The following is an 18,325-nucleotide window of genomic DNA, read 5'->3' on the forward strand; positions in this document are numbered from 1 at the left end:
CGCCCCCTTTGCTCTTTCGTCCTTTCGTCCCAGGCACCGGAGCCCTCCTGAATGATCGTCGCCATCTCCCGCTTCCGCGCCCCGCCCGAAGAAGCGGACGGTTGGGTCCAGCGCCTCCAGGAGCGCTCGCGGCGGGTGGACGGCTACGCGGGCTTCCTGGGCCTGGAGGTGCTGCGCTCGTTCGAGCGCTCGCCTGAAATCCTGCTGGTGACGCGCTGGACGGACCGTGAGGCGATGAAGGCCTATTTCCAGTCCGAGGACTTCCAGCGGGCCAGGGGGGCCAGCGCCTCCCAGGATGACGCCACCTTCGCGCTGTACGAGGTCGTGGCCACATGACATTCGGCCCGCGCTCGTCTAAGGGCGGTGCACCATGGCTGAACGTCTTGCCCTATTCGCCACCGCCGCACGCGGCACCGAGGACCTGCTGGCCGAGGAGTTGAAGGAACTCGGCGCGAAGCGCATCCGCCAGGACCGCGGCGGCGTGCGCTTCATGGCCGCGCTCGACGAGGCCCTCAACGTCTGCCTCTGGTCCCGCATCGCGATGCGCGTGCTCTACCCGCTGGGCGAGTTCGAGGCCCCGGGCGCGCAGGGACTCTACGACGCCGTGGCCAGCGTGCCGTGGGAGGAGCACCTCACCACCAACGTCACGTTCGCGGTGGACGCCAACCTGAAGGACACCGAGCACGCGCACTCGGGCTTCGTGGCGCTGAAGGTGAAGGACGCCATCGTGGACCGGCTGCGCACGAAGCTGGGCTCCCGGCCGGACGTGGACACGCGCAACCCGGACGTGTCCGTGGTGGCGCACCTGGTGAAGGAGAAGCTGTCCCTGTCCCTGGATCTGGTCGGAGACCCGCTCCACCGGCGCGGCTACCGCGTGCGCCCCACCCCCGCGCCCCTGAAGGAGAACCTGGCCGCGGCCCTGCTGCGAGCGGCGGGCTACACGGGCCAGGAGGCGCTGGTGGATCCGATGTGCGGCTCGGGCACCATCGTCATCGAGGGCGGCCTCATCGCCCGCAGGCGCGCCCCGGGCATCGGCCGCAGCTTCGCGGTGGAGCGCTGGCCGCACATGGGTCCCCGGGCGCGCGAGCTGCTCGCGGACCTGCGCGCGGACGCACGGCGCAACGAGCGCAAGGTGGAGGTCCCCATCCTCGGCTTCGACAAGAGCGAGGAGGCCCTGGAGGCCGCGGACCGCAACGTGAAGGCGGCGAAGCTGGGCGAGGAGGTCCAACTCGCGGAAGGCGACGCGACGAAGCTCGGGCCCCTTCCGGAGGGCGGCGGGCTCATCCTCACCAACCCGCCCTACGGCGACCGGCTTGGCTCCGGTGGGCAGAAGGGTATGAAGACCTTCTACTTCAAGCTGGGCGACTCGCTGCGCGCGCTGCCGGGCTGGAAGGTGTGGGTGCTGTCCGGCAACCCCGCCTTCGAGAGCGCCTTCCACGCGCGCCCGGCGATCCGCCGCGACGTGTGGAACGGCCCCATCCCCTGCACCCTCCTGGGCTACCGCGCCCCGGCCGGCCTCTCAAAGCCGGTGCTCGGTGCGCCGGGCGAGTCGCTGGAGGTTGCTCCGGTGCGTCCAGAGCATGAGGACGAATAGGCCCGCGGTGAGCAGCACGTAGTCGCGGGAGTGCGCGGTGAGGAACGCGGTGACGATGGCGACGACGGCGGCGGACAGCGAGCCCACCGAACTGACGCGCCACTTCGCCACCACCAACCCGTAGATGACCGCCCCGGCGAGCGCCGCCGTGGGCACCAGCACGCACAACACGCCCAGCGCGGTGGCCACGCCCTTGCCACCCTTGAGCTTGAGCCACACCGGGTACACGTGCCCCAGCACCGCGGACAGCCCCACCAGCGCGTGCGCCAGCGAGTTCCCCGGCATCCAGTGCAGCGCGAGCCCCACGGGCACCGCGCCCTTGACCGCGTCCAAGAGCAGCACCACCGCGCCCAGCTTCTTGCCCGCGACGCGCGTGACGTTGGTCGCGCCGATGTTGCCACTGCCGCTGTCACGCACGTCCACGCCGCGCAGCCACCGCGTCAGCAGCACGCCGAACGGAACGGAGCCGCAGAGGTAGCCCAGCAGGAGGAAGGCGGAGAGCACGGAGGAAGGGGCGCGAGCGCCTAGGACAGCAGGTGCGGAAAGCGGGTTTGCACCACGACGTAGGCGTAATTGACGAGCAACACCAGGGGGAACGCGATGCGCACCCACCGCCACTCGCGCTCTTCCAGTTCGACCTCCGGAATGGGCAGCGCGAAGACGAAGTGCAGCACCGTCAGCACCGCAGCCACCGCGAACAGCAGCGCGAACACGGTGCCCAGGGGGTTCGCCTCCCAGGCCCCCGGGATGTTGAAGTGCGCGACGCGGTCCGCCACCCGGGTCAGCCCACAGCCCAGGCAGGGCCAGCCTGTATGCTCGCGCAGCACACAGCCCCAGAACGGGATGAGCCGCGCCACGGGGACATACCGGCCCACGAGCAGCCCCCCGAGTCCGACGAGGCCGAGCCATTCGAATGAACCCAACCGGCGGTTGGGGGCGGGGATGGTGACCTTCATACGCTCCTCGCGCCGAGTGTGCGGGACAAGCCGGAAGGATGGAAGGGCCGCCTTGCCCGAGCCCGGAAACCTGGGCTAAGCGAACGGGCATGCACATGCTCCGCTCCGCCCTGCTGACGCTGGTCGCCGTTCCCCTCGTGGCCCTCGCGGCGGAGAAGACGCCCGCGCCCGCCAAGGCCGCCGCCGAGAAGAGCGACTGCCACCACCCCGCCGAGGCGAAGGCCGCCGAAGCCCCCAAGGCCGCGGACACCGGCTGGACGCTCACCCGGGGCGAGGCCCTCAAGGGCGCGCCCACCGTGAAGCTCGCGGAGCTGCTCGCCAAGCCCCAGGCCCACGACGGCAAGTCCGTGCGCGTGGAGGGCCAGGTGCGCAAGGCCTGTGAGAAGAAGGGCTGCTGGATGGAGCTGGCCCAGGACGCCAAGAGCCCGGGCGTGCGCGTGACGTTCAAGGACTACGGCTTCTTCGTCCCCCTGGACTCCGCGGGCTCGCAGGCGCGCGTGGAGGGCGTGGTGAAGGTCGCGGAGCTGAGCGACGCCCACGCGAAGCACTACGAGGCCGAAGGCGCCATCGTCCCGCGCGGTACCGACGGCAAGCCGCGCGAAATCCAGCTCGTGGCCTCCGGCGTCGAACTGCGCCGCCCGTAGCATGGGAGGCCGCAGCTTCAGCATGCGAGGCGTGCAGGGCGCGGCCGACCGGGCCGTGCAGCACGCCCGCGCGTGGCTCCTGGAGACGGAGCCCGGGTCGCGCGTGCACGACGTGCAGTTGGATCCCCGCTTCCAGCACCGGGGCGTGGACCTGCTCTGGGAGCTGGCATCGGGCGAGGTGCGCGGCATCGAAGTGAAGGGCGACCGCAACGCCACCCGCCGCCGCTACTTCTTCGAACTGGTCTCCAACCTGGAGAAGGACACCCCCGGCTGCTTCCTCTACAGCGGCGCGGACCTGATGGTGTACGTGTTCCTCACCCAGGGCGAGCTGCACGTGCTGCCCCTGCCCCGGGTGCGCGAGTGGTTCCTGGGCCGCGCGAAGGACTACGCCCTCAAGCACGCCTTCACGCAGACGGGCGCCATCCGCTACACCACCGTGGGCGCTGTGGTGCCCGTGCGCGACGTAGCGGAAGGTGTGCCCGGCGTGAGCGCGGTGAAGCTCAAGCGTGCGGCACCGGAGCTGCCCGGCAAGCCGGACGCCCCGACGCCCGACACCGGGGCTTCGAACGACACCCCGGGCCCGGTGGCAGCCGCTCCCCCCGCCGCGACCGACGCCGGGGCTCCGGAAACACGGAGCCGCCGGCGCACGGGGACGCGGTGAGCGACCGCCCGGCGCGCTAACGCCGACGCTGCGGCTGCGCGCGCTGGTGCCGGTGCTGACGGTGGCCCGGGTGCATCTTGTCGTGCTGGGCCTCCAGCCGCTCCTGCGTGCCCATCAGCTCCAGCAGTGCGGCGCGGTCGTTCTGCTGCTTGAAGATGTGCTCCAGGCGGGGCACCAGGTCGAGCGACAGGTGGATGTCGTTCGCCTTCTCTGCCTCCGCCAGCAGCGAGCGGCCTTCGATGGACGCATCGATCCACGCCTGCAGGTGGATGAGGCCGTCCACCGCCAGCAGGCGGGAGATGGGCGCGCGCGCCGTGTCGTGGATGAGGTTCTTCAGGTCTTGGATGGCGGGCTCACGCTCGCCCCGGGCCGAGCGGACCACCGCCTGGGAGATGCCGCGCCGGTCGGGCAGCAGGAACTCCTCGATGTCGGCGAAGGCCGTCGCGTCGTCGTGGTGGCCCTGGGCGGCCAGCGACTCCGCCAGGCTGTCGAACAGCTCCGCGTCCTTCTCCGAGAAGGGCGCCAGCGCCTCCTGGAGGAAGGGCGCGGGCAGCACGCCCTTGTCATCCACGGTCAGCCGCGAGCGCAGCGACTTCAGGCGCTCGGAGGCGGCGGACACCGGGGCGTCCGGCAGCTTGTTCAGGCGCTGCACGAGCGCGTTCATCAGCGCCGCCAGCCCTTCGGTGAACTCCTGCGGGGACACGCGGTCGCCCATCCACCGGCGCCACAGCTCCACGGCGGCGGCCACGACGTAGTCCTTGAACGGGCCGGTGCCCTTCCAGCTCCCCTTCCACTGCTGGGCGATGCCCAGCGGGTACGCCGTCTCCGCGAGCTTGCGGTAGTCCGCCTCGCTCACGGGGATGCCGTAGTGCCCCAGCGTGCCCAGCAGGGCCTCCGTCGGGTAGTCCTTGAGACCCTTCGTCTGCCACGACTTTTCCACGCGCTGCGTGCTCACCAGATGCGCTCCGAGGCCATGCGAGTGCCGGCCATCGGCCCCGCTGAGCGTCTTGTAGCGGAAAGCGGGGCTTGTCGGGTACGGCCTTGCGGGTCCCGTCAGGCGGCGGACGGCTGGGGAGGGGGGCGGCCCGGCACGATGGGCCAGACCGTGGGCTGCCTCCGCCCGTCCTCCACCCTGCGGGCCAGGTACGGGACGCACTCCCGCTCCTGGAAGGCCCTCTTCCACGCCGCGAAGGAGCCCCCGGCGCGCCAGGCGTCCATCGCCGCGAGCCCCGCCTCCGGGCCACACTGGGCCAGCATGTACTCCACCCAGGCCCAGCGCGCGGAGGTGGGCCGCACCTCGGCCCGGCCGCGCAGGCCCTTGCGAAGCCGCTCCAGCTTGTTCTCCACCTCGCGAAGGCCCGCGAAGGGCGCCCCGTCCAGCGGCGTGTTGCGCTTGGCCACGAAGGGCGCGACGCCCAGGGCCACGGGCAGGATGCGGGACAACTCCGTCGTGAAGCGGATCAGCTCGTCGATGTCCGCGTCGCCTTCATGCGGCAGGCCCACCACATTGTAGACCTTGAGCTGCTTCATCCCCGCCGTCCGGGCGAACCGCGCCGCGCGGACGATCTGCTCCTCGGAATGCTTGCGGTCCACCAGGTCCCGCATCTTCTGCGACGCCCCGTCCGCGGCCACCGTGAGGTTCGTCGCCCCACCCCGCCGCAGCTGATCCACCAGTTCCTGCGTGAGCCGGTCCGCGCGCAGCGAGGACACGCCCACCTCCCGGCCGGAGTCCACGAGGGTGCGAAGCAGTTCCACGATGCGGGGGTGATCCGTCACCGCCGCCCCTACCAGCCCCACGCGCTTCGCATGGGCGGGGATGAGGGACAGGATGCGCTCCGGGGGCACCGTGCGCATGCCGCCATTCGTCGTCCGGCGCATCACGCAGTAATGACAGCCTCGGGAGCAGCCCCGCTCCGGCTCGATGAGGAACATCGAGCGCAGCTCCGTGTGCGACGTGATGATCTGCGTCCGGGCCGGTAGCCGGGCATCCGTCGCCTTCGCCACGTGGTAGCGCGCGCCACCCCGCCCGGGGACCCTGAAGCCGGGGATCCGCGACAGGTGCTCCAACAGCGCCTCGCGCTCCATGGAGGCCGCGGCCTCCAGCAGCACGTGGATGAGGTCCTCCGCCTCTCCCTGGACCAGCACGTCCACGAAGGGCTCCAGCGGATCCGGGTTCGAGAACGTCAGCGGACCGCCCGCAACCACCAGCGGATGTCTTGCCGTCCGTTCCGCCGCAAGAACCGGCAAACCAGACAACTCCAACATCGTGAACAACCCTGTGAGCTCCAACTCATACGCCACAGAGAAGGCAAGCATTGCAAAACCAGACACCGGCGCCTGGGATTCCCAGGTAAACAATGGCGTCCGTGTTCTCTTGTATGTCTCGACATCATCGGGAAGGAAGACACGCTCGGCGGTCGCCCCCGCGTGCTCGTGTATCTCCCGGTAGATCGCCTGGTAGCCCAGCGAGCTCATGCCCACGTGGTAGGGGCTCGGGTAGCAGAGCGCGACCCGGTAGGGCGCCTCCTTGCGGAGCGTTCCCTCCTCGTCCGCCAGAAGCGAGCAGACGTGCTCGATGAGTTCGTATCGGCCCTCCATGGTCCTCCAGACAGTGGAATGCAGGTTGCATAAACACCACGGCCCCGGACCGCTACTCCCTCGTGGGGGAGGAGCTGCCGGGGCCGCGGAAGACCTTCAGGGTCGCCGAGTAGGACCGACGACTACTTGAACGACGGGACGTTGTCCGTCAGGACGCAGGCGCCCAGTTCGGGATCGCACTGCACCTTGAAGTCCGGGTTGATGCCGGAGCCTTCGCCGCACGTCACCGGACCGTTGGTCGGATCCGCCGGATCCGCCTCGGGGTCGCAGCCCGTGGACGGCCACATCGCCCGCCAGACGTAGTGGGAGACGCAGCCGTTGTTCGTGTACGTGAGCTCGCCCGACATCTGCGTGCCCGGCGCACCCGGGTTCGAATACACCTGCACGTTGTCGAACTGGTACGTGATCGCTTCCGCGGCGGCGCCAGCGTAATCACCCGTGCTGGCGTTGACGCCAGCCGAGTTGAACTCCGTGGCCTTGCAGAAATCGTTCGCGTCGGTCGTCGTCTCCAGGCTTCCGATGGTCTGGAGGCCGGCGTACGTGTTGGACGGGTCGAACTGACCCAGCGACGCCAGGGCGTAGGGACGGATCACCAGCTGAGACGTTCCCTGGTCCGGATTCGCGAACTTGAAGACGCCCAGATCGTCGCCCGAGAGAGCCACCGACCCGGCGCAGTTCGGCCCCGTCGGGGCGTCGATGGCCTCGTACTTCGCGAACCACTGACCCTCTTGGACGATGCAGCCGGCACTCGGCTGCTCGAAATCGCAGGCGGTGAGGCTGCCTGCCGTTCCCAGCATCACCAGCGTTGAAAGAATGCTCTTGCGCATGTTGCTGATCTTCCTCACGTGGATGCTGGTTTAGAACGTGTACCGGACACCGAAGCGGATCTGCCGCGGGGCCTGGTAGCGGTCGGGGTTCTTGAAGTTCTTGTTCACGTCGTCGGCGCTCAGGAACTCGCCCGGGCTGCCCGCGATCGGAACGCGGCCAGGGTTGTCAGCCGTGGGCAGGTCCGCCGCCGTACCGGGGGTCTGGGTCGCCTCGTCGAACACCGGGAGGACCTCGGCGAACGTGTAGGACTCGTCCACGCTGTCCACGCCCTGGAAGTTGAAGAGGTTGAACACGTCCAGGGTGAAGGTGACGACGTTGTCCTTGCTGATGCGGTAGTTGACGCCCACGTTGGAGTCGACGCTGTTGATCCACGGGGTGCGACCACCGGTGCCGCGCGGCAGGACGAACGTCTCGTCCTGGCCGTAATTCGGGTAGGCGCCGAGGTAGTTGATCGGCTGGCCCGAGTTGCCGCGGTAGGACAGACCGATGCTGGCGGACAGCGCGTTGGAGAAGTTGATCTCCTTGGCGCCGAACACCTTGATGGCGTGCGTACGGTCGAAGGGCAGCAGGCCCGTGCGGTTGCTCAGAAGCTCAATCAGGTCGAAGTCCGCGAGGATGTTCGGATCGAGCTGGTTGTTCTCCGGACGGAACAGACCGGGGTAGTTGCCGTACAGGCGGGACCACGTGTAGCTCGCCTGCGCCAGCCAGCCGTCCGTGAACGTGCGGTTCAGGTAGACGGTGACCGCGTCGTAGTCACGCACCGGCGTCGGGAACTCCTTGGCGAAGCCGCTGCCGGGGTTGCCGAGGAAGTACGTGTTGCCGTCGTCGCGGCTCATGTCCTCGATGACCTTGCCCATGTTGCGGTGCGTGTAGGTGGCACCGAGACGGGTGTTGGCCAGGAGTTCGTACTCACCACCGACCACGAACTCGTCGGAGGACTGCGGCGAGATGTCCGGGTCGACGGCCTGGTTCTGCACCAGACCACCGCTGTACAGCTCGTTCGCGTTCAGGCTGCTTTCCGCGCGAGGAACCACGAGACCCGGGTCCGCGCAGTTGCCACGCTGACCCTCCAGCGTCGACGGGTCGCAACCGCCCGCCGCACCCGGCTCCGCCAGGACGCGACGCGCACCGAAGCGACGCTCGCCCGGGAAGGCGCGGTCCATCATGTTGAGCGGAACCTGCTCGTAGTACCGGGCGAAGTTGACGAACAGCTTCGCGCGGCCGTTGGCGAACGGATCCAACACTGCGCCGAGCCGGGGTGACCACTGGTTGCCGAGTTGCAGCGCCAGGTTGCCGTCACCGCCGTACATCGACTGCACGTCGTAGCGGACGCCCAGGTTCAGGGTGACGCGGTTGGCGATCGACCAGCTGTCCTGCAGGAAGCCACCGATGGTGGTTCCGCTCGTCGACGACTGCTGCACGGACTCGAAGACCGGCGAGTCAGGCGCCGTCTGGTAGCCGTAGCGGCGGTTGTCAGACCAGATCGGGATGAGGACGCCCTCGCGGGTACGCGCCGAGGATTCCTGCCAGAACACGCCGCCCGAGTACGCCTTCTTCTGGTCGTAGGTCAGGAACTCCGCGTCCACGCCCGCCTTGAAGACGTGCGTGCCCAGCGCATTGAGCAGGTAGGTGCCCTTCGCGTTGATCTGGTAGCGGTCCAGCGTGGCCTCGGACATGAATCCGGGGCCGCCGACCCGGTAGTTCGTCGCCGGGCAGCGCAGGTTCTGCTCCGCCGTGGTCGTGCCGCAGAACTCATCCGCGTTCGGAATGCTCTCGAACGTGGTCAGCGAACGCCGCCCCGTGTACTGCGCCAGCGCGTAACCCGCCAGGCCCGTCGTTTCACCAATGCCGCTGCCGTCCGCCGGAGGCGTGGAAGCGGTCTGGTGGAACCAACCGGCGTTCGCGTCGATCAGGATCTTCTTGTCCATGAAGGCGCCGGCGTACTTCAGGCCGAGGCCCGTGGAGTTCGCGCGGTTCTCGGTCTGGCCAATGTCCTCGGGACGCTGCACCTGCGCACCCGGCAGACCACCCGTACGGGGGCTGATGGACAGCTTGCCCAGACCACCCGACACGGTCGGGGTGCCGTTCAAGGAGAACGACACGTTGTGGTCCTGATTGATCAGGTACGTCAACTTGCCCATGTACTGGATGGTGCGCGAGTCCGCGAAGTACTTCCGCTGCGACCCAGGGATCTCCTGGACCACGCTGAAGCCGTTCGCGTCCGTCGCGACCGCACCGTCATCGTCCAGCGTGAAGGCGTTGAGCGCACGGGTGTGCTCGTAGCGCTGGAACGCGGGCGTGAAGCCAGCGAAGAACCAGAGCTTGTCCTTCAGGATGGGACCACCGAGGGTCGCGCCGAAGTCGCCCAGGTTGCTCAGGGCGTTCAGGCCGGTGACCGTGGTGCCGTCCTCGATGACCAGCTTCCGGTTGCCTTCGAAGGCGCCCGGAGTCCAGTTGGCGAACACGGAGCCGTGGAACTCGTTGGAGCCCGACCGGGTCACCGCGTTGATGACACCGCCCGTGGAGCGACCGAACTCCGGCATGTAACCGCCGGTGATGATGTTCACGTCCTGCACGAACTCGATGCTCAGCGGGCTGGCGTTCACGCCGAAGGCCGGGTCGTTCGTGGACAGACCGTCCACCACGTAGCCGTTCTCAGGCGAGGTCGTGCCGTTGATGGACACGCCGTACTGGTCGGACTGGGCGCCCGGGGCGAGCTCGGCCAGGGACTCAAAGGAGCGCGTCGCGCCACCCTTGCCCACCGGACGGGCCACCGCGATGCGCTTGATGAACTCCTGATCCACGTTCACGCCGGTGTTCGTGGAACCGACGTCGATCGTCGGCGGGCTGCCAATCACGTCCACCGTCGACGTGAAGCTGTCAGGCAACAGCTCCACGTTCACGCGGATGGTGCGGTTGAGGAGCAGCTGGATTTCCGGGCGGGCGTAAGGCTTGAACGTCTCCTTCTCGAACCGCAGCGTGTACGTACCCGGCGGAAGCTGGGGAATACGGTAGTTACCCTGAGCGTCGGTAACCACGATCTGCTCGCCCTGCAGGTTGGGTGAGGTGGCGGTGACAACGACATCCGCCGCCGGCTTCTTGTCCTCCGTGTTGATGACAGTGCCGAGAATGACGCTGGACTGCGCGAAAGCCGCTGATCCGTACAGAAGACCCGCAGCAATGACAACTCCGGTTTCCCGAAGTACGTGTTTCACTTGCATACCTAACCCCTCCAAGGTGGGCTGCAACCGAAAATGACCTCGGAAAATATCCGAGGTCAAGCAGTTGTCAATAGACCGTTGCTTTTTGGTGACCAGTGGGGCATTGGCGCGATCACGTCGGCGGCGCCTGACACGGTTGCTTGAACCCGGAACCCTTTTCTGTATGGTAGCCGCCCTTCAATCCGGGCAGGGCGGGACGGGCAGTCCACTGGTGAAGAGGAGTTACGTGCATGTTCGATTCAGTCCTTGACCGTGGGCAAGGACCCAGGTCGCGCTTCGGCGTCGGTGCGGGCATCTCCACGGTGCTCCACATCGGCCTGCTGGGTCTGGTGGCCTACCTGTCCACGCGTCCTCCTCCGATCGAGGAGAAGGAGGTCGAGGTCACGCTGAAGGCGACCATGGCGCCGCCGCCTCCGCCTCCTCCGCCTCCTCCTCCCGCGTCGAAGCCGAAGACGGAGAAGAAGATCACGCCCAAGAAGCCCAAGGACGTGATCGTGCAGCCGAAGGAGATCCCCCAGCAGAAGCCGGAGGAGACGGAGACCCCGCCCGAAGCCGAGGAGGAAGAGGCGAGCGAGGCGGAGGTCGAGGGTGGCGTGGAGGGTGGCGTCGCCGGCGGTGTGGTTGGAGGCGTGGTCGGGGGTGTGATTGGCGGCGTGGTGGGCGGGCAGCTGGGCGGAACGGGCACGGACGTGCTGTCGTTCGGTCAGGGCATGACGCGCCCGGAGAAGATCGGTGGTCCCGAGGTGTCATACACGCGTGAGGCCATTGAGGCGCGCGTGCAGGGCCTGATGATCGTGAAGTGCGTCATCACGACCGAGGGGAAGGTCGAGCGCTGCCGCGTCATCAAGCCGCTCCCCCACATGGAGCAGGCCGTGATGGACGTACTGGCCGCCTCACGCTACAAGCCCGTCACGTTCCAGGGCCGGCCGGTCGAGGTCCAGTACACCTTCAACTTCAACCTGAAGCTGCCGCGCTGATCCAGCGCACCCGCTGAGCAGTCAGCCGAATCTACCCCGCGCTCGTGAGGAGGAGCGCTCCATAGCCATGCAATTCACTCTTGTCGATATCTGGAATCACACGGGCCTCTTCGCCCGCATGATCATCTTCACCCTCGCCATCATGTCGGTGGCGTCGCTGGTCGTCATGGCGGAGCGGATCATCGTCTTCCGCAAGACGCGCTCTGACAGCCGCAACTTCGCCGCGAAGATGGGCGCCATCCTCGCGAAGGGCGATCTGGCGACCGCCGCGAACACCAACCTGGGCAAGGACGTGGGCCACCTGGGCCGCGTCATCAACTCCGGTCTGACGGCGTACCGCATCAACCCCGGCAACAAGGACCTCGCGGTGGAGTCCGTGGCCCGGGCGCTGGAGCGCCAGGCGCAGCGCGAGGTGCAGAGCCTCAAGCGCGGTCTGACCGTGCTGGCCACGGTGGGTTCGACGGCGCCGTTCGTGGGCCTGCTGGGCACCACGATGGGCATCGTGAACGCCTTCCAGTTGATGGCGGCGGCCGGCTCCGGCGGTCTGGGCACCATTTCGGCCGGTATCGCCGAGGCGCTCATCACCACCGCGTTCGGTCTGCTCGTCGCGATCCCCGCGGTGATGGTCTACAACTTCCTGCAGGGTTGGGTGGATGCCCGCGCCGTGGACATCTCCGAGTCCTCCAACGAGTTCCTGGACGTGGTTGCGCGGCACGTGGGCGGCGGCGCCCAGTCCTCGCACGCGGCTTAGTTCAAGCCCACCCCTGGGACATCCCGCCCCCGAGGGCGGCCCGGCTGTAACCAGCCGAGCTGCCCCGGAGTGGGAATCCCTTCCCGGACACAGGTGCACGCATGGGAATGTCAGCAGGCCCCAAAGGGGGCATCAAGAGCGAGATCAACGTCACGCCCCTCGTGGACGTGGTGTTGGTGCTCCTCATCATCTTCATGGTCGTGACGCCCATGCTCCAGCGCGGAAAGTCCGTGGAGCTGCCCAAGGCCACGGAGATCGAGAAGGAAGGCGGCAAGGACGCCGACCCGCTGGTCCTCTCCATCACCACGGACAAGAAGGTGTTCGTGGAGAACGACGAGGTCAATGAGCAAGGCCTCCAGGAGAAGATCGCCGCGGAGCTCGTGAAGGATCCGGGCAAGAAGATCCTGCTGAAGGGTGACAACACCCTGAGCGTGGGCGACGTGCGCAAGGTGCTGGACACGGCGCGCAAGGCGAAGGCGAAGCAGATCGCCCTGGGTGTCGAGGAGAAGAAGTAATGTCCCGAGGACACAAGCAGCGTCAGTGGGTGAAGCCCTCATCCGCGCCGAACTCGGAGATCAACGTCACGCCCCTGGTGGACGTGGTGCTGGTGCTCCTCATCATCTTCATGGTGGTGACCCCTCTCCTGGAGAAGGACATCCTCGTCCGGGTCCCGGAGACGGAGGTCGAGGAGAACCAGCCGCCGCCGGAGCCCGACGCTCAGCAGATCGTCGTGCAGGTGGACAAGGATGGCGTCTACTCCATCAACACGGAGCCGATCCCCACCGCCGACTACGTCACCCGCCTCAAGCGGATGTTGAACTCCAAGAAGCCGGACGAGAAGGTCGTCTTCTTCATGGCGGACGACGCGGCGAACTACGGCAAGCTCGTCGTGGCACTCGACGGTGCGCGGGCCGCGGGCGCGAAGATCCTGGGCATGGCCACCGAGTTGCCCCAGAACGCGGTCATCCAGGGCACGCAGACGACGCCCGAGGACGCTGCGCCCGCGCCGGCTCCGACGCCCTGAGTCACGCAAGGCCGGGCTGACACACTTTCAGCAGTCGCAGGTTTCAACGAGAAGCTCGCTGACAGGGATCCTTCCCCGTCAGCGGGCTTCCTGCTTTTGAGGCCCGGGGTCCCCGCCCGGGACGGGACGTCTGGTGCGGCGGATGGAGCCCCAAGCCGCTTCGCGAGGTGGGGCTCCCGGTATGGGCATTGCTCTGCCCTCCCCCGGTGCAGGTCGGGAGGGGGAGACGATGCTGGCTCGGGTGCGGTCGGGGGCGTTGATGGGCATCGACGCGGTGGTGGTGGAGTGCGAGGTCGACATGGCGCTCGGGCTGCCCTACTTCAACGTCGTGGGGTTGCCGGAAGGGGCGGCCCGAGAGTCGAAGGTGCGGGTCGTCTCCGCGCTGAAGAACACCGGCTTCGACCTTCCCCAGAAGCGGATCACCGTCAACCTGGCGCCTGCGGATCTTCGCAAGGAGGGAGCGGCCTTCGAGCTGCCCATCGCGCTGGGGGTTCTGGCCGCGGCGCGGCTGATGGAGGAGGAGCCGTTGGGGCTCTACCTCTTTGGCGGCGAGCTTTCGCTCGATGGCTCCATCAAACCCATCAAGGGCGTGCTTCCACTGGCCGTGGCAGCCCGGAACGGGGGCTTCCGGGGGGTGATGGTGCCAGCCGCCAACGCCGCGGAGGCGGCGCTCGTGGAAGGGCTCCAGGTGCTCCCCGTGGCCCACCTGCGTGATGCCGTGGGGCATCTCACCGGAAGCGCTCCGCTCACACCGCTGATGCGCGAGACAAGACCGGGGGCAGGTCCCCGCAAGGCGACCGCCGACATGGCCGATGTGCGGGGCCAACCGGAGCTGAAACTGGCCCTGGAGCTCGCGGCGGCCGGCGGCCACAACGTCTTGATGGCCGGCCCTCCCGGTTCGGGCAAGACGATGCTGGCGCGACGGCTGCCGGGCATCCTGCCGGAGATGACCTTCAACGAGGCCCTGGAGGTGACGAAGGTCTACTCCATCCAGGGGCTGCTGGGAGACGAGCAGGCGCTGATGCGTGAGCGCCCCTTTCGCGCCCCGCACCACACGCTGTCCGATGCGGGGCTCGTGGGTGGCGGGCCCGCGGCGCGGCCGGGAGAGCTGTCACTGGCCCACCACGGGGTGCTGTTCCTCGATGAGCTTCCGGAGTTCCGCAAGAACGTGCTGGAGGTGCTGCGCCAGCCGCTGGAGGAAGGCGCCATCCACCTGGCTCGCGCAAGCCAGCACATCACCTATCCCTGCCGTGTGATGTTGGTGGCGGCGATGAATCCCTGCCCGTGCGGCTACTTCAACGTGCCGGGGCGCACGTGCACTTGCGCGGAGCACCGCGTGTTCGACTACCACGCGCGCGTCAGCGGTCCGCTGCTGGACCGCATCGACATCACCGTGCAGACACGGCCAGTGGAGTACCACCAGCTCGCGGCGAAGACGCAGGAGCTGCCCAGCCAATACTACCGACAGCGAGTGGAAGCCGCCCGCGAGCGGCAACGCGCCCGGTTCCAGGATGCGCCGGACGTGCACTGCAACGCCCAGATGCCCTCGCACCTGTTGCGCCGCTACTGTGTGATGTCTCCCCGCGCGGAGCAGATGCTGGAACTCGCGGTCAGCCACCACGGCCTGTCTGCCCGCGCGCATGACCGGCTCCTCAAGCTGGCCCTGACACGCGCGGACCTGGAAGGCCATGGGCGCATCGAGGACATCGACATGCAGCTCGCGGTCGACTGCAGGATGCTGGACCGACGGGGCTGGCTGCATGCCAACACCCAGGGGGCGACGGATGCTTCACGCCCCTCCTCCCGTGCATGGAGAAGTGCACCGGGCGGCAAGCCCTGACGCCCGGATCCGCGAACGTCAGTACGGCACGATCGCGGAGGTGGCTGCGTCACGGACGGCGGGCGGATCCGCGACCACCGGCGAAGCGGCCCCCTGCCCATCTCCAGGCAAGCGCGCCGGGGCGCGGGCCTCGAGCCGGGGCGCGGGCCCCGTGATGATGCGCGCCGACCTACCGAAGGTCAGGTACGCGTAGGCCCAGTTGAGCAGCACGGCCAGCTTGCTGCGGAAGCCGATGAGGAAGGTGATGTGGATGAAGAGCCAGGCCAGCCAGGCAATGAAGCCTGACTGCTGGACGCGGCGGAAGGCCACGCCCACGGCATGGCCCCTGCCGATGACGGCGTAGCTGCCGCGGTCCCAATAGTGGAAGGGCTGCATCGGCTGGCCTGCGAGCTGCCGGCGGAGGTTGAGCACAGCGTGCTTGCCCTCCTGCATCGCTGCGGGCGCCAGGCCCGGGACGGTGCTTCCGTCGTCCTGTTTGACGAGCGCCAGGTCCCCCACGACGAAGATGTCCGGGTGGCCGGGCACGGTCAGCTCGGGCGTCACCGGGACGCGCCCTGCCCGGTCCAGTTCCACGCCGAGCGAACGGGCCACCGGAGAGGCCTCCACGCCCGCAGCCCAGAGCACCGTGCGGGCCGACAGATGCTCGGGCCCCATGTCCACGCCCGTGGCGTCGATGTTCGTCACCCGGGTGCCTGTGCGGATCTCCACGCCAAGCTTCTCCAGCACCCGGCGGGCGTCGCCCGAGAGGTTCTCCGAATAGGTGGGAAGCACCCGGTCCATCCCCTCGATGAGGATGACGCGCGCATCCCGGGAATCGATGTTCTGGAAGTCGCCCGACAAGGAATTGCGGCTGATCTCCGCCAGGGCTCCCGCCAGTTCCACGCCCGTGGGGCCTGCTCCGATGATGGCAAAGGTCAGCAGCGCCCGGCGGCGCTCGGGATCCGGCTCGCGCTCGGCCTGCTCGAAGGCGAGCAGCACGCGGCGGCGAATCTCCAGGGCGTCCTCGATCGTCTTCAAGCCCATCGAGTGCCGCGACCACGCGTCGTTGCCGAAGTACGAATGCGTCGCCCCGGTGGCGACGATGAGGAAGTCATACGCCAGCTCGCCATCCGCCAGGAGGACCCGCTTGTTCGCGGTGTCCACCCCGGTCACCTCCGCGAGCAGTACCTGGACCTGGTTTCGTCCGAGCATCGCCCGCAGCGGCGCGGCGATGTCGCTCGGGCTGAGCGTGGCCGTGGCCACCTGGTAGAGCAGCGGCTGGAAGAGGTGGTGGTTGTGACGATCCACCATCGTGACGCGCACCCCTGCCTTTCGCAGGTACCGGGCCGCGTAGAGGCCGCCGAAGCCGCCTCCCAGGATGACCACATGGGGAAGGTTCTCACGGGTCGTTTTCACAATGGGAAACGTCATGCCGCCGCCCCTGGGATTCAACGAAAGCCACGGTGTCTGACATAGATGGACTGTCACGAGCCCCCCGTGCCTGCTTATGCGGACACCCGCGTCCGGAAGCCTTCTCAACGGCCAGGAGACAGCCGTGCCGCTCCGCCGCTTGGGACGACTTTCACCAACCTGGACGCTCCTGGGCAGCCATCGCCTGGGAGGCGACGCGGCATGTCCGTTGCTGTCCCACCCGCCCGAGGCATCCAGCCCACGGGGCGGCGAGGGAGTCGGACGAGATGAGCAAGCTGACGGAGAAGTTGAAGGCAGTGGCGGCGGCGGTGGCATCCATCGAGAAGCAGTTCGGCCGGGGCGCGGTGATGACGCTCGGCGCGGATGCTCCGGAGCAGAAGGTCGCGGTGATTCCCACGGGCTCGGTGGGACTGGACCGGGCGCTCGGTGTGGGCGGCTATCCGCGAGGCCGCGTGGTGGAGGTGTTCGGCAATGAGTCCTCCGGGAAGACGACGCTGACCCTGCATGCCATCGCACAGGTGCAGGCCGTGGGCGGAGTGGCGGCCTTCATCGACGCGGAGCACGCGCTGGACCTGTCCTACGCGCGCAAGCTGGGGGTGCGCACGGCGGAGTTGCTGGTGGCCCAACCCGATACCGGGGAGCAGGCGCTGGAAATCACCGAGCAGCTCGTACGCTCGGGGGCCGTGGACCTCATCGTGGTGGACTCGGTGGCGGCGCTGGTGCCTCGCGCGGAAATCGAAGGGGAGATGGGCGACGCGCACATGGGCGTCCAGGCGCGGTTGATGAGTCAGGCCTTACGCAAGCTCACCGGCGCGGTGAGCCGCTCTGGCACGTGCATCATCTTCATCAACCAGATCCGCATGAAGATTGGCGTGATGTTCGGCAACCCGGAGACGACGACGGGCGGCAACGCGCTGAAGTTCTATTCGTCCGTGCGGATGGAGATCCGCCGCACGGGCAACCTCAAGGAGGGCGATGCGGTGGTGGGCTCACGGGCCCGCGTGAAGGTGGTGAAGAACAAGATGGCACCTCCGTTCCAGGAGGCGGAGTTCGACGTGCTCTATGGCACGGGCATCCATCGCACCGCCGAGGTGCTGGACCTGGCCGTGAGCGCAGGCCTCGTGGAGAAGTCCGGCAGCCACTTCAGCCTGCGTGGCGAGCGCATCGGCCAGGGGCGCGAGCGGGCCTCCGAATGGCTGCGCGAACATCCGGAGGTCCTGGAGTCCCTGGCTCGCGAGCTGGCGGGCTCTGCCGCGCCTCCTGTGACGCAGGCATCTGTCGAGGCGGCCTAACTAGGAAGCCGGTTGGAACGCATCCAGCGAGAGAGGGACCTCCAGTTGCCGCTGACCCGCCCGCAGCATCAGGTGCCCTTCCGGGCCTTCTTCAAGCAGCTCGCCGAACTGGTACTGCGCATCGCGCGAGAAGCGCGCCTTCGCCCTGCCCTGCTTCACACGACAGGTCAGGACACCCTCGGGCGAAAGCTGGAGCGAGGTCGGGTCCAGGGCCTCCGCCGTCCGGTCGCTCAAGCGGAGGGACACGCGCTCGTCGGGCGTGATGTCCACGGTGCGAACCTCGTAGGCCGCGTCCTCCACCTGGACGTAGCACCAGTCCGGGGCGATGCGGAGCTGGTAGCGCCCGTCATCATCCAGCACCAGGGAGGCGTTGAAGAGTTCGACGATCTTCGGGTGCTCGATGGGTTCGTCGTCGTGCCACCAGCGCAACGTGGCATCCAGGCGGATGCCGCTGTCCTCACGGGTGTGCCAACGCTTGCCAGGAGGGGGCTGACCGGAGGGAGGTTGCATGTCTCCTCTTATCTGCGCG

Annotated in this window: 18 protein-coding genes; 10 read left to right on the top strand and 8 right to left on the bottom strand. The window is 68.1% G+C overall.

Going from position 1 to position 18,325, the window contains the following annotated elements; translation table 11 throughout:
- Positions 1-51: 51 nt before the first annotated feature.
- Both OV208_RS21855 and OV208_RS21860 read left to right on the top strand, forming a co-directional pair.
- A complete protein-coding gene (locus OV208_RS21855) occupies positions 52-336 on the top strand; it encodes an antibiotic biosynthesis monooxygenase family protein (RefSeq protein WP_267575813.1) in 285 nt (94 codons plus the stop codon).
- 34 nt (positions 337-370) lie between these two features.
- Complete coding sequence (locus OV208_RS21860; RefSeq protein ID WP_120536799.1) at positions 371-1,594, top strand: THUMP domain-containing class I SAM-dependent RNA methyltransferase; 1,224 nt, start codon at positions 371-373, stop codon at positions 1,592-1,594.
- Here the strand turns inward: OV208_RS21860 and plsY are convergent.
- Positions 1,520-2,098, bottom strand: a complete 579-nt coding sequence (gene plsY, locus OV208_RS21865) for a glycerol-3-phosphate 1-O-acyltransferase PlsY (protein WP_267575814.1) — start codon at positions 2,096-2,098, stop codon at positions 1,520-1,522. The two genes, OV208_RS21860 and plsY, sit on opposite strands and share 75 nt — an antisense overlap.
- Positions 2,099-2,118: 20 nt before the next feature.
- The gene (locus OV208_RS21870; RefSeq protein WP_267575815.1) at positions 2,119-2,550 is read right to left on the bottom strand and encodes a DUF2752 domain-containing protein; all 432 of its coding nucleotides are present in this window, start codon (positions 2,548-2,550) and stop codon (positions 2,119-2,121) included.
- A gap of 89 nt (positions 2,551-2,639) precedes the next feature.
- On the opposite strand from OV208_RS21870, the gene OV208_RS21875 reads away from it, so the two are divergent.
- Positions 2,640-3,194: a DUF4920 domain-containing protein gene (locus OV208_RS21875; RefSeq protein ID WP_199732924.1), complete on the top strand. Its 555-nt coding sequence runs from the start codon at positions 2,640-2,642 to the stop codon at positions 3,192-3,194.
- A gap of 22 nt (positions 3,195-3,216) precedes the next feature.
- Entirely contained in the window at positions 3,217-3,855 is a 639-nt protein-coding gene (locus OV208_RS21880) for a hypothetical protein (RefSeq protein ID WP_267575816.1), read from the top strand.
- Between the two features lie 16 nt (positions 3,856-3,871).
- Here OV208_RS21880 and OV208_RS21885 read toward each other — a convergent pair whose 3' ends face one another.
- The 4 genes from OV208_RS21885 to OV208_RS21900 all read right to left on the bottom strand — a co-directional run bounded on the left by OV208_RS21885 (position 3,872) and on the right by OV208_RS21900 (position 10,502).
- Positions 3,872-4,810, bottom strand: a complete 939-nt coding sequence (locus OV208_RS21885; protein WP_267575817.1) for a hypothetical protein — start codon at positions 4,808-4,810, stop codon at positions 3,872-3,874.
- 98 nt (positions 4,811-4,908) lie between these two features.
- Complete coding sequence (locus OV208_RS21890) at positions 4,909-6,453, bottom strand: radical SAM protein (RefSeq protein WP_267575818.1); 1,545 nt, start codon at positions 6,451-6,453, stop codon at positions 4,909-4,911.
- A 122-nt stretch (positions 6,454-6,575) separates the two neighbouring features.
- Positions 6,576-7,280: a hypothetical protein gene (locus OV208_RS21895; RefSeq protein WP_267575819.1), complete on the bottom strand. Its 705-nt coding sequence runs from the start codon at positions 7,278-7,280 to the stop codon at positions 6,576-6,578.
- Between the two features lie 30 nt (positions 7,281-7,310).
- Positions 7,311-10,502: a TonB-dependent receptor gene (locus OV208_RS21900; protein ID WP_267575820.1), complete on the bottom strand. Its 3,192-nt coding sequence runs from the start codon at positions 10,500-10,502 to the stop codon at positions 7,311-7,313.
- Positions 10,503-10,732: 230 nt separating this feature from the next.
- Here OV208_RS21900 and OV208_RS21905 point away from each other — a divergent pair, with 230 nt between their 5' ends.
- The 5 genes from OV208_RS21905 (at position 10,733) to OV208_RS21925 (ending at position 15,094) form a co-directional block, all read left to right on the top strand.
- The gene (locus tag OV208_RS21905) at positions 10,733-11,479 is read left to right on the top strand and encodes an energy transducer TonB (protein ID WP_120541296.1); all 747 of its coding nucleotides are present in this window, start codon (positions 10,733-10,735) and stop codon (positions 11,477-11,479) included.
- Positions 11,480-11,546: 67 nt separating this feature from the next.
- On the top strand, positions 11,547-12,230 hold the full coding sequence (locus tag OV208_RS21910) for a MotA/TolQ/ExbB proton channel family protein (protein WP_120541295.1): 684 nt from the start codon (positions 11,547-11,549) through the stop codon (positions 12,228-12,230).
- Between the two features lie 101 nt (positions 12,231-12,331).
- Positions 12,332-12,745, top strand: a complete 414-nt coding sequence (locus OV208_RS21915; protein WP_267575821.1) for an ExbD/TolR family protein — start codon at positions 12,332-12,334, stop codon at positions 12,743-12,745.
- Entirely contained in the window at positions 12,745-13,254 is a 510-nt protein-coding gene (locus OV208_RS21920; RefSeq protein WP_267575822.1) for an ExbD/TolR family protein, read from the top strand. Before OV208_RS21915 ends, OV208_RS21920 begins: the two co-directional genes overlap by 1 nt.
- A 229-nt stretch (positions 13,255-13,483) precedes the next feature.
- A complete protein-coding gene (locus OV208_RS21925; protein WP_267575823.1) occupies positions 13,484-15,094 on the top strand; it encodes a YifB family Mg chelatase-like AAA ATPase in 1,611 nt (536 codons plus the stop codon).
- An 18-nt stretch (positions 15,095-15,112) separates the two neighbouring features.
- Here OV208_RS21925 and OV208_RS21930 read toward each other — a convergent pair whose 3' ends face one another.
- Positions 15,113-16,504, bottom strand: coding sequence for an NAD(P)/FAD-dependent oxidoreductase (locus tag OV208_RS21930; protein ID WP_267575824.1), 1,392 nt, complete (start codon positions 16,502-16,504; stop codon positions 15,113-15,115).
- Between the two features lie 266 nt (positions 16,505-16,770).
- On the opposite strand from OV208_RS21930, the gene recA reads away from it, so the two are divergent.
- On the top strand, positions 16,771-17,796 hold the full coding sequence (gene recA, locus OV208_RS21935) for a recombinase RecA (RefSeq protein ID WP_267575825.1): 1,026 nt from the start codon (positions 16,771-16,773) through the stop codon (positions 17,794-17,796).
- Here the strand turns inward: recA and OV208_RS21940 are convergent, their stop codons facing one another.
- Positions 17,797-18,306: a DUF1285 domain-containing protein gene (locus OV208_RS21940; RefSeq protein WP_267575826.1), complete on the bottom strand. Its 510-nt coding sequence runs from the start codon at positions 18,304-18,306 to the stop codon at positions 17,797-17,799.
- Positions 18,307-18,325 lie beyond the last annotated feature (19 nt).

Source organism: Corallococcus sp. bb12-1 (genome assembly GCF_026626765.1).
Taxonomy (GTDB): domain Bacteria; phylum Myxococcota; class Myxococcia; order Myxococcales; family Myxococcaceae; genus Corallococcus; species Corallococcus terminator.

Excerpts from the sequence above, each read along its gene's own strand:
- OV208_RS21915 (WP_267575821.1), top strand. The coding sequence starts at position 12,332 with ATGGGAATGTCAGCAGGCCCCAAAGGGGGCATCAAGAGCGAGATCAAC.
- OV208_RS21900 (WP_267575820.1), bottom strand. The coding sequence starts at position 10,502 with ATGCAAGTGAAACACGTACTTCGGGAAACCGGAGTTGTCATTGCTGCG.
- OV208_RS21860 (WP_120536799.1), top strand. The coding sequence starts at position 371 with ATGGCTGAACGTCTTGCCCTATTCGCCACCGCCGCACGCGGCACCGAG.
- OV208_RS21940 (WP_267575826.1), bottom strand. The coding sequence starts at position 18,306 with ATGCAACCTCCCTCCGGTCAGCCCCCTCCTGGCAAGCGTTGGCACACC.
- OV208_RS21880 (WP_267575816.1), top strand. The coding sequence starts at position 3,217 with ATGCGAGGCGTGCAGGGCGCGGCCGACCGGGCCGTGCAGCACGCCCGC.
- OV208_RS21920 (WP_267575822.1), top strand. The coding sequence starts at position 12,745 with ATGTCCCGAGGACACAAGCAGCGTCAGTGGGTGAAGCCCTCATCCGCG.
- OV208_RS21930 (WP_267575824.1), bottom strand. The coding sequence starts at position 16,504 with ATGACGTTTCCCATTGTGAAAACGACCCGTGAGAACCTTCCCCATGTG.
- OV208_RS21875 (WP_199732924.1), top strand. The coding sequence starts at position 2,640 with ATGCACATGCTCCGCTCCGCCCTGCTGACGCTGGTCGCCGTTCCCCTC.
- OV208_RS21890 (WP_267575818.1), bottom strand. The coding sequence starts at position 6,453 with ATGGAGGGCCGATACGAACTCATCGAGCACGTCTGCTCGCTTCTGGCG.
- OV208_RS21905 (WP_120541296.1), top strand. The coding sequence starts at position 10,733 with ATGTTCGATTCAGTCCTTGACCGTGGGCAAGGACCCAGGTCGCGCTTC.
- OV208_RS21895 (WP_267575819.1), bottom strand. The coding sequence starts at position 7,280 with ATGCGCAAGAGCATTCTTTCAACGCTGGTGATGCTGGGAACGGCAGGC.
- OV208_RS21855 (WP_267575813.1), top strand. The coding sequence starts at position 52 with ATGATCGTCGCCATCTCCCGCTTCCGCGCCCCGCCCGAAGAAGCGGAC.
- OV208_RS21870 (WP_267575815.1), bottom strand. The coding sequence starts at position 2,550 with ATGAAGGTCACCATCCCCGCCCCCAACCGCCGGTTGGGTTCATTCGAA.
- OV208_RS21925 (WP_267575823.1), top strand. The coding sequence starts at position 13,484 with ATGCTGGCTCGGGTGCGGTCGGGGGCGTTGATGGGCATCGACGCGGTG.
- recA (WP_267575825.1), top strand. The coding sequence starts at position 16,771 with ATGAGCAAGCTGACGGAGAAGTTGAAGGCAGTGGCGGCGGCGGTGGCA.
- OV208_RS21910 (WP_120541295.1), top strand. The coding sequence starts at position 11,547 with ATGCAATTCACTCTTGTCGATATCTGGAATCACACGGGCCTCTTCGCC.